General features: G+C 62.1%; 17 protein-coding genes. 12 read left to right on the forward strand and 5 right to left on the reverse strand.

Going from position 1 to position 13,699, the window contains the following annotated elements; all coding sequences use genetic code 11:
* Positions 1–33: 33 nt before the first annotated feature.
* The 6 genes from HPO_RS16870 to HPO_RS16895 all read left to right on the forward strand — a co-directional run bounded on the left by HPO_RS16870 (position 34) and on the right by HPO_RS16895 (position 3,231).
* Positions 34–483 (forward strand): hypothetical protein, encoded by a 450-nt coding sequence (locus HPO_RS16870; protein ID WP_051612735.1) that lies wholly within the window; start codon positions 34–36, stop codon positions 481–483.
* Positions 484–486: 3 nt separating this feature from the next.
* A complete protein-coding gene (locus HPO_RS16875; protein WP_035601411.1) occupies positions 487–714 on the forward strand; it encodes a helix-turn-helix transcriptional regulator in 228 nt (75 codons plus the stop codon).
* A gap of 73 nt (positions 715–787) precedes the next feature.
* On the forward strand, positions 788–997 hold the full coding sequence (locus HPO_RS16880; protein WP_233349166.1) for a (2Fe-2S)-binding protein: 210 nt from the start codon (positions 788–790) through the stop codon (positions 995–997).
* A 203-nt stretch (positions 998–1,200) separates the two neighbouring features.
* Complete coding sequence (gene bfr / locus HPO_RS16885) at positions 1,201–1,686, forward strand: bacterioferritin (RefSeq protein WP_035601413.1); 486 nt, start codon at positions 1,201–1,203, stop codon at positions 1,684–1,686.
* A gap of 96 nt (positions 1,687–1,782) precedes the next feature.
* Positions 1,783–2,685 (forward strand): SIMPL domain-containing protein, encoded by a 903-nt coding sequence (locus HPO_RS16890; protein ID WP_162174064.1) that lies wholly within the window; start codon positions 1,783–1,785, stop codon positions 2,683–2,685.
* Positions 2,686–2,856: 171 nt separating this feature from the next.
* Positions 2,857–3,231, forward strand: coding sequence for a DUF2853 family protein (locus HPO_RS16895; protein ID WP_035601417.1), 375 nt, complete (start codon positions 2,857–2,859; stop codon positions 3,229–3,231).
* A gap of 74 nt (positions 3,232–3,305) precedes the next feature.
* On the opposite strand, the gene HPO_RS16900 is transcribed toward HPO_RS16895, so the two are convergent.
* The 4 genes from HPO_RS16900 to HPO_RS16915 form a co-directional block, all read right to left on the reverse strand.
* Positions 3,306–3,848 carry a hypothetical protein gene (locus tag HPO_RS16900; RefSeq protein ID WP_035601419.1) on the reverse strand — a complete coding sequence of 181 codons (543 nt, stop codon included), beginning with the start codon at positions 3,846–3,848 and terminating at the stop codon, positions 3,306–3,308.
* 91 nt (positions 3,849–3,939) lie between these two features.
* Positions 3,940–5,076: an acyl-CoA dehydrogenase family protein gene (locus HPO_RS16905; protein WP_035601421.1), complete on the reverse strand. Its 1,137-nt coding sequence runs from the start codon at positions 5,074–5,076 to the stop codon at positions 3,940–3,942.
* A 62-nt stretch (positions 5,077–5,138) separates the two neighbouring features.
* Positions 5,139–6,344 carry an acyl-CoA dehydrogenase family protein gene (locus HPO_RS16910; protein ID WP_035601423.1) on the reverse strand — a complete coding sequence of 402 codons (1,206 nt, stop codon included), beginning with the start codon at positions 6,342–6,344 and terminating at the stop codon, positions 5,139–5,141.
* Positions 6,345–6,495: 151 nt separating this feature from the next.
* Complete coding sequence (locus tag HPO_RS16915; RefSeq protein WP_051612737.1) at positions 6,496–8,001, reverse strand: glycosyltransferase family 2 protein; 1,506 nt, start codon at positions 7,999–8,001, stop codon at positions 6,496–6,498.
* A 149-nt stretch (positions 8,002–8,150) separates the two neighbouring features.
* On the opposite strand from HPO_RS16915, the gene HPO_RS16920 reads away from it, so the two are divergent.
* From HPO_RS16920 to HPO_RS16930, 4 genes are all read left to right on the forward strand, one after another.
* Complete coding sequence (locus HPO_RS16920; protein ID WP_035601425.1) at positions 8,151–9,743, forward strand: FAD-binding domain-containing protein; 1,593 nt, start codon at positions 8,151–8,153, stop codon at positions 9,741–9,743.
* A complete protein-coding gene (locus tag HPO_RS20380; protein ID WP_084324405.1) occupies positions 9,733–9,891 on the forward strand; it encodes a DUF2256 domain-containing protein in 159 nt (52 codons plus the stop codon). The genes HPO_RS16920 and HPO_RS20380 overlap by 11 nt, the downstream gene beginning before the upstream one ends.
* 231 nt (positions 9,892–10,122) lie before the next feature.
* Positions 10,123–10,308 carry a hypothetical protein gene (locus tag HPO_RS16925; protein WP_035601427.1) on the forward strand — a complete coding sequence of 62 codons (186 nt, stop codon included), beginning with the start codon at positions 10,123–10,125 and terminating at the stop codon, positions 10,306–10,308.
* A gap of 90 nt (positions 10,309–10,398) precedes the next feature.
* The gene (locus HPO_RS16930; protein ID WP_035601429.1) at positions 10,399–10,704 is read left to right on the forward strand and encodes a UrcA family protein; all 306 of its coding nucleotides are present in this window, start codon (positions 10,399–10,401) and stop codon (positions 10,702–10,704) included.
* A 106-nt stretch (positions 10,705–10,810) separates the two neighbouring features.
* Here HPO_RS16930 and HPO_RS16935 read toward each other — a convergent pair whose 3' ends face one another.
* Positions 10,811–11,338, reverse strand: a complete 528-nt coding sequence (locus HPO_RS16935) for a SixA phosphatase family protein (protein WP_084324406.1) — start codon at positions 11,336–11,338, stop codon at positions 10,811–10,813.
* Positions 11,339–11,575: 237 nt separating this feature from the next.
* Here HPO_RS16935 and HPO_RS16940 point away from each other — a divergent pair, with 237 nt between their 5' ends.
* Both HPO_RS16940 and HPO_RS16945 read left to right on the forward strand, forming a co-directional pair.
* Complete coding sequence (locus tag HPO_RS16940) at positions 11,576–12,535, forward strand: calcium/sodium antiporter (RefSeq protein WP_035601432.1); 960 nt, start codon at positions 11,576–11,578, stop codon at positions 12,533–12,535.
* A complete protein-coding gene (locus tag HPO_RS16945) occupies positions 12,535–13,446 on the forward strand; it encodes a DMT family transporter (protein ID WP_035601434.1) in 912 nt (303 codons plus the stop codon). The genes HPO_RS16940 and HPO_RS16945 overlap by 1 nt, the downstream gene beginning before the upstream one ends.
* Positions 13,447–13,699 lie beyond the last annotated feature (253 nt).

Genomic DNA, 13,699 nt, shown 5'->3' on the forward strand with positions numbered 1-13,699 from the left:
TGTATAGAATTTTTGACACGATCGGAGACCGCAATGTCTGTTATCGAAACCGTCGCGAACATGTCGTTCCGGGAAAAATCGGCCTGGGGCATGGGCTTGATCCTGAGTGCGGGCGCGGTCTCCTATTTCGGCAAGGTGATGAGCCTTTCCGAGGCGCTTGGCAGAACCGCCCCGCCGATCATCGGCTTCGTCATCGCCTATGTGGTGTTCATCGTGATTGCCTCGGTGATCGTGATGTCGGTTCTTGCGGGAATGGCCGGCAAGGAGGCCGATGCGCCCGCCGACGAACGGGAGAAGATCATCGCCGACAAGGCCGGCAACTGGTCGGGCTATGTGCTGGCCGTTCCGGCGCTCGGGGGTCTCTGGCACTATTCGGTGAACCTTGATGGAAACATGCTGTTCCACCTGGTCTTTCTCAGCCTGATGCTGTCGCAGATATCAGAATACGCCTTCCAGATCTTCCTGTACCGCCGGGGAGGCTGAGCCATGGCCAGCGCCCCTCCGATCACCAATCGCATCCGGGAGCTGCGCGAAGCCCGAGGCGGGATGAGCCAGGCAGCGCTTGCCGAAGCGATCGGCGTCACCCGCCAGACGGTCATCGCGATAGAGCGGGGCAAATACTCCCCCTCCCTGGAAAGTGCCTTCCGGATAGCTAGGGTCTTCGGCCTTGGAATTGAGGATGTTTTTGGATGGGAAGCACCGCCCGCCGCCTGACCGTTTCCGGGGATGCAAATTCAAGCCCGCATGCCGCAAAAGCCTGATTGACACTCATTCGCAAGTGCTGCAAATGGTTCGCATGATCATTTGCGTCTGCAATCGTATCAACTGCCGGTCGGTCCGTGAGGCCGTGGATGCTGGCGCCCGCAGCCCCAAGGCTGTGCAGGCGCACCATGGCTGCAAGTTTAATTGCGGCAAGTGCTCCACCACGATCGGCGAAATGATTGCCGAGAAGATGGACGCTCAAGGCGGCTCCCTGCCGATGATGGCTGCTGAATAAGCGTCCGCTGCAAACGGTTTCTTCCTGAAAACTCAAAGCATTGACTGTGCCTGCCTTGCGCAGGCACTCAAGCCATGCCTGCTGCAACTGTGTCGCACTTTCATATGCAATTGATTTTATTGGATTTTTTGGTTGATCGCCGCAGACCCCTCCTCTATATGGCTAAGTAGATTCACTTACATAGCCAACCAGCGGAGCTCCCCATGAAAGGCGACAAGAAGGTCATCGACTTCCTGAACCAGGCCCTGAAAAACGAGCTGACCGCCATCAACCAGTATTTCCTGCATTCCCGCATGCTGCGCGACTGGGGCGTCTCCAAGCTCGCCAAGAAAGAGTATGAGGAATCGATCGAGGAGATGCATCACGCCGACTGGCTGGTCGAGCGCGTCCTCTTCCTCGGCGGCCTGCCCAACCTTCAGGATCTGGGCAAGCTGCATATCGGCGAGAGCGTTCAGGAAATCCTCGAATGCGATCTCAAGCTCGAGAATATCGCCATCCCGCTGCTGCGCGACGCAATCGAATATTGTGAGGAAGTGCGCGACTATGGCAGCCGCGATCTCTTCTACAAGATCCTCCACAATGAGGAAGAACACGTCGATTATCTGGAAACCCAGTTCGCCCTGATCGAGCGTATCGGCATCGAGCGCTATACGCTGCTCCAGGCCGAAGCGAACGAAAAAGGGGACTAATCCAGCCATTGTACGGCCACATTAAAGGTTCGATAGTTTTGCGGCCTGCAGTTCACTCTGCAGGCCGCATTCACATCTGACCTTATGGGGACCTACATGAAACGCCCTTCCACCATGCGCGCCCTTGCGTGCCTGTTCCTTGCGATGAGTACGGCCGCCACGTCTGTGGCCAGCGCGCAGACGATGCCCGACTTCCAGAACGAGGCCTTCACAACGCCCTACTGGACGAGAAACCCCGTCATCGAAGTGCTTGGCCGGGCCAACATGGAGGTTGCTCCAAACCGCGCTTCCTTCTCGGTCACCTATCTGGAAACGGACAAGGATTCGAAAAAAGCGATGCAGCTGGCGGTCGAGCGGGGGCGTCTTGCCTATGACACGATCAAGAAGACGGCCGGCAAGAGCACCGTCATTCAGTCCTCGGTGAATGTCACCGCGCTCTATGAGCAATACAAGGACAAGGATGGCAATCGCATCGACAATGAGCGCTCCGACAAGATCCGCGCCTATGAGGCGCGCGTTTCGCTGAGCGTGATCGTGGATGATGTCTCCAAGGCGGGCGCCGCCCGCGCAGGCGCTCTGGCCCTGGCCCCGGAAAACTCTTCCGGCCTCTCGACCTATCTGGAAAGAACCACCGAGATGAACCTCGCCGCCTATGAAGCCGCGGTGAAGGATGGCTCCGCCCGCGCAAGGGCCACGGCTGCGGCCAGCGGCGCAACGCTCGGCAAGCTGATGGTTGTGCAGGAAGGCGGCGGCCCCTGCCTTGGTCAGTGGTCCTCCATGGCGGGCAGTGATTACGACTACTATCGGTCTGCGCCGGCCGCGATGGCGCCGCCACCACCCCCGCCGCCCCCAAGCAGTGTCACTGTGACGGCGGCGCGGATCGGCGGGCGCCAGATAACCATCACCCAGGCTGATATCGACACACTCAATCTGCCATCGGATGATAAGCCCCAGCAGATATCCTCCAGTGTCTGCATGATTTACGCACTCCACAAGTAAAATCTGTATACTGATAATTGAGTCAGAAATGCACAGCCTGTGCATTTCTGCTTGATCCTTCCGGCGAAGCGAGGTCTACATGCCCTTGAGGCATCAGGCCTCCTTCGCAAACCCTGTGGCATTATCCGCTTCGCCTTTTTGCGCTGGAGTGGACCAAGGAAGGAAATCAAAATGGCAAAAGCCACCACCAAGGCGCCCAGCGCCAAAGAAGTGCTTATTGAGAAGTATATCGCAGACCTGAAGGAAAAAGTCGGCGAAGCGCGCCCGGACCTTGCCCTTCTCGATGCAGTTGTCAAAGCCTGCGGCCCGGCAATCTATAAGGCTGACTCAGCCACGGTTGCCGCCTCCGACAAGGATGAACTCGCCCGCGTAAAGACGAATTTCATCGGCAAACGGCTCGGCGTCACCGATGAGGCAAAGGCAGATGCCGCCATCAAGGCAGCGGTAGAGAAGTATGGCCGCAGCGTGCGCGCCAAACATCGCCCGGTGCTTTACTATCTGATCGCCAAGGAACTGAAAAAAGCCGCTGCGCTCAAGAAAGCCTGAGGCCACCGAACTCACAAAGCAAAGCCGCCGCTCCGATCACCGGAGCGGCGGCTTTCTTGTTTTTCCAGATACGCTCAGCGCTTGGCGTCGCGTTTTGCCTGGCTGCGCGCATTGTTGGCGCGGGCTGCGCCTTTCATTGTCTTCAGGTTCGGAAAGGCTTCCCGCTTGCTCGACGGCGCGGAACTCATGCCCTTGCCTGCCTTTCGGGATGCGGGCTTGCCCTTTGAAGCCGTCTGCTTCCGGTCCAGAGCCGTTTGCAGGGCCGCCTGGGCCTTCTCTTTCTCTGCTGCTGCGCTTTCCCGCGCCGCTCTGCGCTCAACGATGCCGAGCTTGGTTTCAAAACGGTCCAGCGTTTCGGCGAAGAAGTCGCGTTTGGTGACAGTCGCCGCATTGCCGGTGGGCGCCTTCTGCCGGGTCGGCGCCGCCTTGCCGCGGATTTCCCGGGCCTGCTTGCTTGCCAGATCAGCGTATTTGTCCCGCAGCTTTCGCACGCGATTTATCCGTTGACGGAGCTCTTTCTCATTGAGATTTCCAACAGCGGGCGGATAGCTCTCATTGGCAAGCGCAAATTCGGCGGCCGTGCAGAGAGGTTTGGCCTCACGGCGTGAAATGGTCATGGGTAATCTCCTTCTCAGACGTTATGCAGAACTTATAGTTCCACATAACGCCCGAAAAGGAAAACCAAACCGGGAAAAACCGGTGCTTTTATCAGAAGCCGGCGAGACGGGCGTAGCGATCCCGGTGCCAGCTGGCAGATCCGTAGAGCGCTTCCTGCACCCGCGCGCGCTTCATGTAGAAGCCTGGCTCTGCAGCATCGGTCATGCCGATGCCGCCATGCATCTGAACGCATTCATTGGAGACCAGATGCACAAGCTCGCCGGCCTTTGCCTTTGCGAGGCTCGCCAGTTCCGCAAGATCGGTCTTGCCATCATCCGCCGCCGACAGCGCCGCAGCGACGCAGGAGCGCGTCATTTCCAGCTCGACAAACATCTTCGCGGCGCGGTGCTGGAGAGACTGGAACGAGCCGATGAGCTGGCCAAACTGCTTGCGGTTGTTGAGGTATTCCAGCGTCATGTCGAACGCGGCCTGGGCCGAGCCGAGCATTTCGGCGGCCAGCCCGATGGCTGCGCGGTCGAGCACGGGATCAAGAATATCAGCGCCCTGGTCAGCCGGCCCGATCAGCGTGCTCTCCAGCACCATGACATCATCAAACGTCACATGCGCGGCGCCGTGGCTGTCAACAGTTTTCAGTTCACTGATGGTTACGCCCTTGGCATCGGCTGGCACAAGGAACAGGCTGAGGCCATGGCGATCGCCATTGCTGCCAAAGGTGCGCGCCACAACGATCAGCATGTCGGCATGATGCGCATCGGGCACATATTTCTTCATACCGTTGATCGTATAGCCCTGCCCGTTGCGCTCGGCCTCGGTCGAAACGCTGTAGGGCGAGAAATGCGCGGACTCGTCGAGGGCAAGCGCAAACGTCACCTCGCCAGCCGCGATCTTCGGCAGCCATTCGGCCTGCTGGGCGGGGCTGCCGCCAAGCTGGAAGGCCGAGGCAGCGATCAGCGCCGTCTGCAGCAGGGGCGTGGCCGCAAGGGTGCGCCCCTGCGCTTCGAGAATCTGGCCAAGGCCCGTCAGGCCAAAGGTTTCCGCGCCCGGCTCGTCGGGGATGATCACGCCGAAAAAGCCAAGCTCGGCCAGTTTCTGCCGGGTTTTTGCGTCCTTGCCATTGGCGCCGGCATCGCGCAGCGCCCGCAGATGATTGACGGAAAGTTCGTCACGCGCGAACGCCATGGCGGTTTCGCGCAGCATTTCCTGGTCTTCAGTCAGTACAAAGCTCATTACTCTGACACCTTAAATTCTATGTCGTAGGGTTGTTCCGAAAAGCAGCGATCAAGTCCCGCCTACTGATGATCCTTCAGACCCAGCACGCGCTTGGCGATGACATTGAGGTTGATCTCGGACGTGCCACCTTCGATGGAGTTGCCTTTCGAGCGCAGCCATTGGCGCGTGACGCGCAGGGCGCCCTTGTCAAAGCCCTCCCCTGCCCAGCCCAGGCCCTCGGTGCCGAGCGCTTCGATCAGCAGCTCGTGCCGGTCTTGGTTCATCTTGGCGGCGCCATATTTCAGGATCGAGGCGGTATGGCCCACGGCCTGACCGGCCTTTGCCTGTTCGGTCTGGCGCTGCACGGTCAGCGCAAATGCCTTGGCATACATCCGGTGATCGGCGAGGCGCCCCCGCAGATCGCCGTCCAGCAGACGGCCGGACTCGTCGGTGCCGATCAGCTGCTTGGCGTATTCCTCAGGCGAGAGCGACCCGGTGCCGCCAAACCCGCTGGAAGAAATCGACGAGCGCTCGAACTGCAGCAGGCGTTTGGCAATTTCCCAGCCGCCATTGAGGCGGCCAACGAGCTGGTCCTTCGGCACCTTCACGTCGGTGAAGAAGGTTTCGCAGAACGGGCTCTCGCCGGAGATCAGCTGGATCGGGCGCGCTTCGACGCCCGGCGACTTCATGTCGAACAGGATGAAGCTGATGCCCTCATGCTTCGTGCTGGTATCGGTGCGCACCAGGCAGAAGATCCAGTCGGCCTTGTCGGCATAGGAGGTCCACACCTTCTGGCCGTTGATCAGGTAATGATCGCCCTTGTCTTCGCAGCGCGTCTGCAGGCCCGCGAGGTCAGACCCTGCGCCCGGCTCCGAATACCCCTGGCACCAGCGGATCTTGCCCTTCACGATGTCGGGAATGAAGCGTAGCTTCTGTTCGTGATTGCCGAATTCGAGCAGCGCCGGGCCAAACATCCAGAGGCCGAACGAGAACAGCGGCGCGCGTGCCTTGATGCGGCGCATCTCCTGCTCCAGCACGCGGGCTTCCGCGCGCGACAGGCCGCCGCCGCCATATTCCTTGGGCCATTCCGGCGCGGTCCAGCCCTTCTCGGCCATCCGGTCGAGCCACAGCTTGGAATCGGGGTTCTTGAAGGTGGCGTTGCGCCCGCCCCACACGACCTCGTCGTCCACCATTGGCGTGCGCATTGAGGGGGGGCAGTTGGCTTCCAGCCATTTGCGCGTTTCGAGCCGGAACTCTTCGAGTTGCTCGGCATTGTTATAAGCCATTGCGGTGCTCCCTGGGCGGTGTCTGTCTCTACGTCACCCTATTCTGCCACCCTCGCGGCGCCAAGCGGTCACCCGGCGTCAAAGTGTGAAGACCCGCCCGTTCTCCGTTTCACCCGCGAACGCACGGAGAACGTTTCGGCCCCAGAACAACTCAAGCCTCAGACGAGTGAATTCGCCCGACAGGGGCAGCCGGTTGTCGTGGCCTCACCGGCGCCGGGCTGCCATGAGGTGTCTTCGCCCAGAAATGAGGTCTGCGCGCCAGGCTGTAGAGTGCCCGCACCATCGCGATGGATTGCAACGGCCAGTATAGGGGCAGCGTCAGCGCCAGCCCATAACGGCGCAGGTCTCGCGCTCCGGGCGCGGCCAGCGCCATGGCGATGCTGGCGGCATAGGAGGCGCCGATAAACCAGAGGAATAGAAGGCCCGGCCCGATGCCGGGTAAAACCAGTGTCGTGGCCAGCCACACGGCCCAGGGCCCGTGAACCAATGCCGAGAGGATGGCCGCTCCCAGCGTCAGCTGAAGCGCCAGGAAATTTCCCGCGCCCATTTCCCTCATCGCCTTGCGGGGGCGCCGCATCACCACCAGCCATGTCTGCAGAAACCCTTTCAGCCAGCGCGACCGCTGCGCCAGCCAGACCCCGAGTGCTTCAGGCGGCGCTTCCAGGGTCGGCGGCTCAATGACGCCCACCTGCAGCCCGCTGCGGGCAAGCCGTAACCCCAGATCGGCGTCCTCCGTCACATTCCAGGGGTCCCACCCCTCCACGCCTTCCAGCAGCGCCCTGCGGAAATGATTGCTTGTTCCGCCCAGCGCAATCGGAAACCCGAGCGTAGCAAGCCCGGGCAGAATGCGCCCAAACTGAACGGCATATTCCAACGCCCACTGCCCGGCGATCCATCCCCTGTCGCCGTCCCCCACAAGCGGCGCCTGCACGCAGGCCAGATCACGGGAACCCATCCGGAACGCCCGCACCGCCGCCTTCAGTTGATCCCTATGCGGACGATCCTCGGCATCATACACAACGACAAATTCGCCCTTTGCGCGAAGCAGTCCGTAATTCAGCGCACGCGGCTTGGTTCTCGGCTGACCGGGCGGCACGATCAGAAGTTCCGTGCCCGGCGGCCAGGACTGCGCGCGCAAGGCGTCCCAGGTGGCCTCATCCCCCGTTTCGACAAGCAGTTTTATGTCCAGCCTGTTTCTCGGATAATCCAGATCGCAGATCGCCTGCGAAAGCTGGGCCGCGCTCTCCGCCTCATCCTTGAGCGCGATGAGCAGCGTGTAGACCGACCAGAGAACCCCGTCATCGCCGGCCATGTCCCGGCGAGCCTGCGGCACGTGCGCCGCCGCCCTGATACCGTGAAGATATACGACGCCGCGAAAGGCCAGCGCCGCCACAAAGAAAAAGAATGCGCCCAGGCTCAGCGCGGCAAAGGCGGCCTCAGGGGCGCTCACTGCCAGACCGGCCAGCAGCAACAGGCCAAGGCCCGCCCCCCGCATCTGGGCGGCCGTCAGTGTCCGGATGGCGGAATCTTCAGGCCGGTGGATGGCCAGCGAATGGGCCGCCGCATGGGCGCTGGCCATGTCGGGAGACGGCTCCCGCAGGCCCCCGCCATACAGCGGCAAAACCAGTTGCCGGGCTGTCTCCCCATCTGCCCCCATGTCCCTCCCCCCAAGGAACCGCGCCCCAAACCTTTAAACCTTTAATCACACTCGTTTCACTACCGCAACGAAACGCTGCGAGAACGGCGCGGCGGGCGTTCCTCGCGCCACCCCTTGCAGGCCAGGGCGGTTTGTTCTATATTTGTTCCATGTCTAGTGTGCATGTCATCTGGTTTAAACGCGATCTGCGTGTCCATGATCACGCAGCGCTCATGGCGGCCGCGGCCAGCGGCGCGCCCATCCTGCCGCTATACATCTTCGAGCCGGGCTATTGGGCGCTGCCGGAACACTCCCGCCGCCAGTTCGACTTTGTGAAGGAAGCGCTTGAAGAGCTGGACGCAGCCCTCAAGGCGCGCGGCTCAGGCCTCGTCATCCGCACGGGGAACGCCATCGATGTCTTGTCGGAGATCCACCGCAGGCAGGGCATTGCCGCCATCCATGCGCATGAGGAAACAGGCCTGCAATGGACCTTTGACCGTGACCGCGCCGTTCGCCGCTGGGCACGCAATGCGGGCATTTCCCTGCGGGAACAGCCCCAGAATGGGGTCCAGCGGGCCCTGAAATCCCGCGACGGATGGGCCAGCCACTGGGAGGCCTTCATGCGCCGCCCGCGGATGGTTGCTCCGGAAACCCTGCTCTCCGCTCAGGCGCAGGCGGAAGACTTTCCCCTGCCTCAGGATTTCGGGCTGGGGCCTGATGACTGCCCGCAGCGCCAGAAAGGCGGGCGCGCCGCCGGCGTGGAATGTCTGCGCAGTTTCCTGGAGGTTCGCGGCCAGGCCTATCAGCGGCAGATGTCGAGCCCGCTGACGGCGGCCGATGCCTGCTCGCGCCTGTCGCCCCATCTCGCCTTCGGAACGGTTTCCATGCGGGAGGCCTGGCAGGCCGCGCAGAGGGCGAAGGAAATGCATGTCCGGGAGGGGAATGCGGAGTTTGCCGCCTCGATCGGCAGCTTCATTTCCCGCCTGCACTGGCACTGTCACTTCATTCAGAAGCTGGAAGACCAGACCTCGATCGAATCCCGAAATCTTCATCCCGCCTATGACGGGCTGCGCCCCGCGCCGGAAGAAGATGATCCCCGGCTTGCTGCCTGGATCGAAGGGCGCACGGGCTTCCCTTTTCTCGACGCCTGCATGCGCTCCCTCAAGGCCACCGGCTGGCTGAACTTCCGCATGCGCGCCATGACCATGGCCTTTGCAGCCCATCATCTGTGGCTGGACTGGAAACTGCCTGCAGAACGCCTCGCCGGCCTCTTCACGGATTTTGAGCCGGGCATTCATTATCCCCAGGCGCAGATGCAGTCGGCCACCACCGGCATCAACACGCCGCGCATCTATAATCCGGTCAAGCAATCCCGCGACCAGGACCCCGAGGGCGCCTTCATCCGCCGCTGGGTGCCGGAGCTTTCCGCCCTGCCGGACGAGTGGCTGCACGCGCCCTGGGAGGCGCCCGCTTCGGTGCGGGCGCGGGCCGGCATTGTTCTGGGCCAGACCTACCCGATGCGCATGGTCGATCACATGGCCGCTGCCGAAGAGGCCCGCAGCCGGATCTTCGCCCTGCGCCGGAACGCCGAACACGCCGCCGAGGCCGAGCAGATTCAGGCGCGCCATGGCAGCCGGCGGTCGGGCATCCCCTTCCGCGGCCGGCAGGCTGCCCCGAAAAAGAGGGCGCCGGCCCCGGCAGACCCGATACAGCTCAGCTTTGATCTCGGGATCATACAGGAACGCCGCGCCCATGCCTCGTAAAGCCGGTTCCGGCAAAGCCGTCCGCAAGTCCGATCTGCCCACCAAAATCTGCGCCAGCTGCGGGCGCCCGTTCTCCTGGCGCAAGAAATGGGAACGGGTCTGGGACGAGGTGAAATACTGTTCGGACCGCTGCCGCCAGCAGCGCTGACCCACAAATTCAGCATTATCGAATTACAATAATTCCCCCGCGCGCCAGCCAAAGCGGGGAATTATCGTTATTCGATGATATTATCGCCTTGATTTTATTGATACTTATTTTTTTTCGATAATTTCATATTGAAAAACAATAATTCATGATCTATCTAGTCTGTGTCGGCGGCGGGAAGAGCCCACCAAAGACAAAACGGACAAACCGATCATCAAGAAGGAGTATCAAGTCATGTCCCCCCGCGCCCGTCTCAGCGACAACGGTAGCCTGGTTTTCGAAGGTGTCCTGGCCTACGGCCTCATCGCCAACGATGCCTCCCTCCGGTCCCTGCCGGCGAATGACGATGGCTCGGAGGGCCGCCTGAACCTCCTGGTCGCTCGCCGCCGCCGCCAGAACCGCCGCGAAGCCCGCAACTAAGCGGCTCCCCCCCGCGCAGCCAGTTTCCCCTGGCTGGCTGCGCGGCCCCCTCTCTCCCCTCCCTCGAAAACCCGCATCAAGGAAACGCCCATGAAACGCTTCATCATCGCCGCCGCCCTCGCCGCCACCACCGTCGCCGCCCCTGCCTTCGCTGCCAGCGAAAAGTTCGAAATGGATGTGAATTATTCCTCGAAAAAGCTGTCCACCGTCGCCGGCGCGGAAGCCGAGTACGAGCACATCCGCAAGCAGATCGAAGACCGCTGCGTGTCTGAAAATGCTGACATCCGTGTGCCCCGCTCCATCGTGGAAACCTTCTGCGTCCGCAAGACGATGGACAGCGCCGTCCGCTCAATCGACAGCGAGCTGCTGACCCAGGTCCACGCCGAACGCCGCTGAGCGGCCCCAGATCACGGTTCCAGCCCCTTAAAGCCTCTCAAGCCCAACTCTCCACGGAACCGTGGCTCCTCCCGCCTCTTGCCCCCAAAGGGTAAGGGGCGGTTTTTTATCCGGCGCTCGCCGCGCGGAAATCCTTGGCGCGGAGAACCTGCACCAGGCGGAAATTGGCGGGCACGAAAGCGCCCTCCTCTTCGGTCTCAAACAGCGCCGCGCAGCTGGTCGGAAACTTCTCGTGCAGCCGCAGCGAGGCGGCATGGTCCAGCGACCCGCCTTCCCGCAGGATGCTCAGCGCAAAGTCATGCAGGCCCGGATTGTGCCCGATCAGCATCAGAACCCCCGCGCCGTCATTCTGTGACACCGCCTCGGTCAGACCCCTCACGCCGGTCAGGTAAAGGGCTTCCATCGGGCGCACCTTTTCTCCTGTCACCACCTTGGCGACTTCAGAACAGGTCTCCCTGGCCCGCCTTGCGCTGGAAACCAGGATCCGCTCGGGGCTCCAGCCCATGGCCACGATTTCCTGGGCAATCCGCGTGGCGTCCTCATGGCCCTGCTGCGTCAGCGCGCGGCTGAAATCGTCGATCCCCTCATTCCAGGGTTCGGTCTTGGCGTGGCGCATCAGGATAAGGCGTTTCATGCGGACGCAGATACCCGGAGTTTGGGACAAGGTGTCATAGGCGGAATCAGGCGGTCTAAATTGGTCAGGCTGGTCTTAGGCACCACTAATACAGGGGAAATCAATAGTCTGGAGGCCAAAAGATGCCAGAGCCTCCCTGCGCCGGGCCGCCCTCATAATATTTTTCCTCGCCCATCTTCCGCCCGGCACCGGGATGGGCCACACCCGCTCCCAGCAACGCGCCCCTGGGGATAATCGATGATTTTTGTGTATCTCGTGCTCGGCCTGATCCTGCTCGTCGCGGGCGGTGAATTCCTCGTCAAGGGCGCCGTCAATCTTGCCGGAAAATTCCGCATTTCGCCTCTGCTGATCGGGCTCACCCTGGTGGGCTTTGGCACGTCAACGCCCGAACTCGTCACCAGCCTGCAGGCCGCCTTCGCCGGCTCGCCCGGCATCGCCATCGGCAATGTCGTTGGCTCCAACATCGCCAACATCCTCTTCATTCTCGGCGCGGCGGCGCTGATCTTCCCGATTGCAGTTGCCCGGAATGCCTTCAAGCGGGATGGGGTGGTCCTGGCCATCGCCACCCTGCTCTGCATCGGGGCGGTCGTCTCGGGCCAGCTGTCGCGCTGGATGGGCATCGTCTTCGTGATCGGCCTGGCCGCCTATATCTGGTTTGCCTTCCAGCAGGACAGGAAGGCTACGCAAGCGGCCACCGCCGCCGCGGGCGGACCGGTGGACACGCCAAAGCTTTCCGCCGGCGCCATCGGCATCGATCTCGTCTTCGTCGTCGGCGGCCTGGTGATGACGATGCTCGGCGCCCGCTTCCTCGTCAGCGGCGCGATTGACCTTGCCCGGATGTTCTCGATCTCCGAAACCATCATTGGCCTGACGATTGTGGCCGTGGGAACCTCGCTTCCCGAACTGATCACCTCCGTGATGGCCTCGCTGCGCAAGCAGGGCGACATTGCCTTCGGCAATATTGTCGGGTCGAACATCTACAACATGTTCGGCATTCTGGGCGTCACAGCCATCGTGAAGCCGATCCCCGTACCGGCCGAAATCATCCGGCTGGATATCTGGGTGATGCTGGCGGCAACTGTGCTTCTCTTCCTCGCCGCCATGTCGCGCTGGCGCATCGGCCGGACAGAAGGCGCCATCATGCTGACCGGCTATGCCGCCTATGTTGTCTGGCTGGGACTGCACGCGGCGGCCTGATGCGCACGCCCCACCCCATCCTTCTGGTCTGCCTTGGCGTGGTCTTTGGCTGCGGCATTGATGCCCTGATGAAATATGTCATGCAGGGCGCCACCAGCGTACTGACGGCCACCACCTGGCGGTATGCGCTCGGCTCGGCAATCATGCTCGCGCTGTTCCTGCAGGCCCGCCGTCCCTTCCCCTCGCTGCCGGCCATCCGCTTTCATGCCCTCAGATCGCTGGCACAGGTCATCTCCGCTTTCTGCTTCTTCTATTCGCTGACGCAGATTGCCCTGGCTGAGGCGGTGGTGCTGGGTTTCACGGCGGCCCTGATGATTGCCCCCATCGCCCGCATCATCCTGGGGGAAAAGATGAGCCCGGTGACCATCGGCGCCTCTCTCGTCGGCTTCTGCGGCGCCGCGCTGGCCGCCACGGCGGAAACGTCCGGCGCGCCCGCCGATGGCAACCGCCTCTATGGCACGGCTTCGGTCCTCGCCTCTGCCGTTCTCTACGCCCTCAACATCGTTCTCCTCCGCCTGCGGACGAGAGAGGAAGACAGCCTCACCCTGGTCACCTTCATGAACATCTTCCCGGCGCTGTTCCTGCTGCCCTTCATGCTGGTGTTCACCGATCCGCTGCCGGCAGATGGCGCCTGGACGCTGCTTACCGGCGCGGCCGTTTTCGGCATCGGCATCTGGTGGCTGATGACCATGGCCTATGCGCGCGCCAAGGCGCAGACCCTCGCCCCGTTCGAATATACCGGCCTCATCTGGTCGGCGCTGCTCGGCTATTTCTTCTTCCAGGAAATCCCCGGCTGGCGCGTCTGGGCGGGCGCCGGCATCATCATCGCGGCCTGCCTCGTCGTCGCCTTCGAAACCCATTTCGCCGCCCGCCGCGAAGCAAAGCTCCCTGCCAGCGATATTCTAACCTGAAGGGACGCCGCCGCGCGCTTTGCGCCTATGGGGCGAATGCGTCGCCAATTAACCTTACGCCTTAAAATGTCATCCTTTTTTCGCTTGCCGCGCCTCAATCTGGCAGTAAGGATCGGGTAACTTCAGATTGCCGGGCCCCCCAATGAAAATACGATCCACCCAGCGCGTCAAAGGCGCCGCCGCTGCCGTTTTCGCCGGTCTCGCCCTGGTTGCCTGTGGCGGCGGTGGGGGCAGCAGCAGTGGCGGCGCCGCG

The organism is Hyphomonas polymorpha PS728 (assembly GCF_000685315.1).
GTDB classification, from domain to species: Bacteria; Pseudomonadota; Alphaproteobacteria; order Caulobacterales; family Hyphomonadaceae; genus Hyphomonas; species Hyphomonas polymorpha.

What these genes read in the sequence shown, in the direction of transcription:
- HPO_RS16935 (WP_084324406.1), bottom strand. Translation starts at nt 11,338, where the DNA reads ATGAAACGCCTTATCCTGATGCGCCACGCCAAGACCGAACCCTGGAAT.
- HPO_RS16945 (WP_035601434.1), top strand. Translation starts at nt 12,535, where the DNA reads ATGCGCACGCCCCACCCCATCCTTCTGGTCTGCCTTGGCGTGGTCTTT.
- HPO_RS16870 (WP_051612735.1), top strand. Translation starts at nt 34, where the DNA reads ATGTCTGTTATCGAAACCGTCGCGAACATGTCGTTCCGGGAAAAATCG.
- HPO_RS20380 (WP_084324405.1), top strand. Translation starts at nt 9,733, where the DNA reads ATGCCTCGTAAAGCCGGTTCCGGCAAAGCCGTCCGCAAGTCCGATCTG.
- HPO_RS16905 (WP_035601421.1), bottom strand. Translation starts at nt 5,076, where the DNA reads ATGAGCTTTGTACTGACTGAAGACCAGGAAATGCTGCGCGAAACCGCC.
- HPO_RS16940 (WP_035601432.1), top strand. Translation starts at nt 11,576, where the DNA reads ATGATTTTTGTGTATCTCGTGCTCGGCCTGATCCTGCTCGTCGCGGGC.
- HPO_RS16880 (WP_233349166.1), top strand. Translation starts at nt 788, where the DNA reads ATGGTTCGCATGATCATTTGCGTCTGCAATCGTATCAACTGCCGGTCG.
- HPO_RS16895 (WP_035601417.1), top strand. Translation starts at nt 2,857, where the DNA reads ATGGCAAAAGCCACCACCAAGGCGCCCAGCGCCAAAGAAGTGCTTATT.
- HPO_RS16925 (WP_035601427.1), top strand. Translation starts at nt 10,123, where the DNA reads ATGTCCCCCCGCGCCCGTCTCAGCGACAACGGTAGCCTGGTTTTCGAA.
- HPO_RS16875 (WP_035601411.1), top strand. Translation starts at nt 487, where the DNA reads ATGGCCAGCGCCCCTCCGATCACCAATCGCATCCGGGAGCTGCGCGAA.
- bfr (WP_035601413.1), top strand. Translation starts at nt 1,201, where the DNA reads ATGAAAGGCGACAAGAAGGTCATCGACTTCCTGAACCAGGCCCTGAAA.
- HPO_RS16920 (WP_035601425.1), top strand. Translation starts at nt 8,151, where the DNA reads ATGTCTAGTGTGCATGTCATCTGGTTTAAACGCGATCTGCGTGTCCAT.
- HPO_RS16890 (WP_162174064.1), top strand. Translation starts at nt 1,783, where the DNA reads ATGAAACGCCCTTCCACCATGCGCGCCCTTGCGTGCCTGTTCCTTGCG.
- HPO_RS16910 (WP_035601423.1), bottom strand. Translation starts at nt 6,344, where the DNA reads ATGGCTTATAACAATGCCGAGCAACTCGAAGAGTTCCGGCTCGAAACG.
- HPO_RS16930 (WP_035601429.1), top strand. Translation starts at nt 10,399, where the DNA reads ATGAAACGCTTCATCATCGCCGCCGCCCTCGCCGCCACCACCGTCGCC.
- HPO_RS16900 (WP_035601419.1), bottom strand. Translation starts at nt 3,848, where the DNA reads ATGACCATTTCACGCCGTGAGGCCAAACCTCTCTGCACGGCCGCCGAA.
- HPO_RS16915 (WP_051612737.1), bottom strand. Translation starts at nt 8,001, where the DNA reads ATGGGGGCAGATGGGGAGACAGCCCGGCAACTGGTTTTGCCGCTGTAT.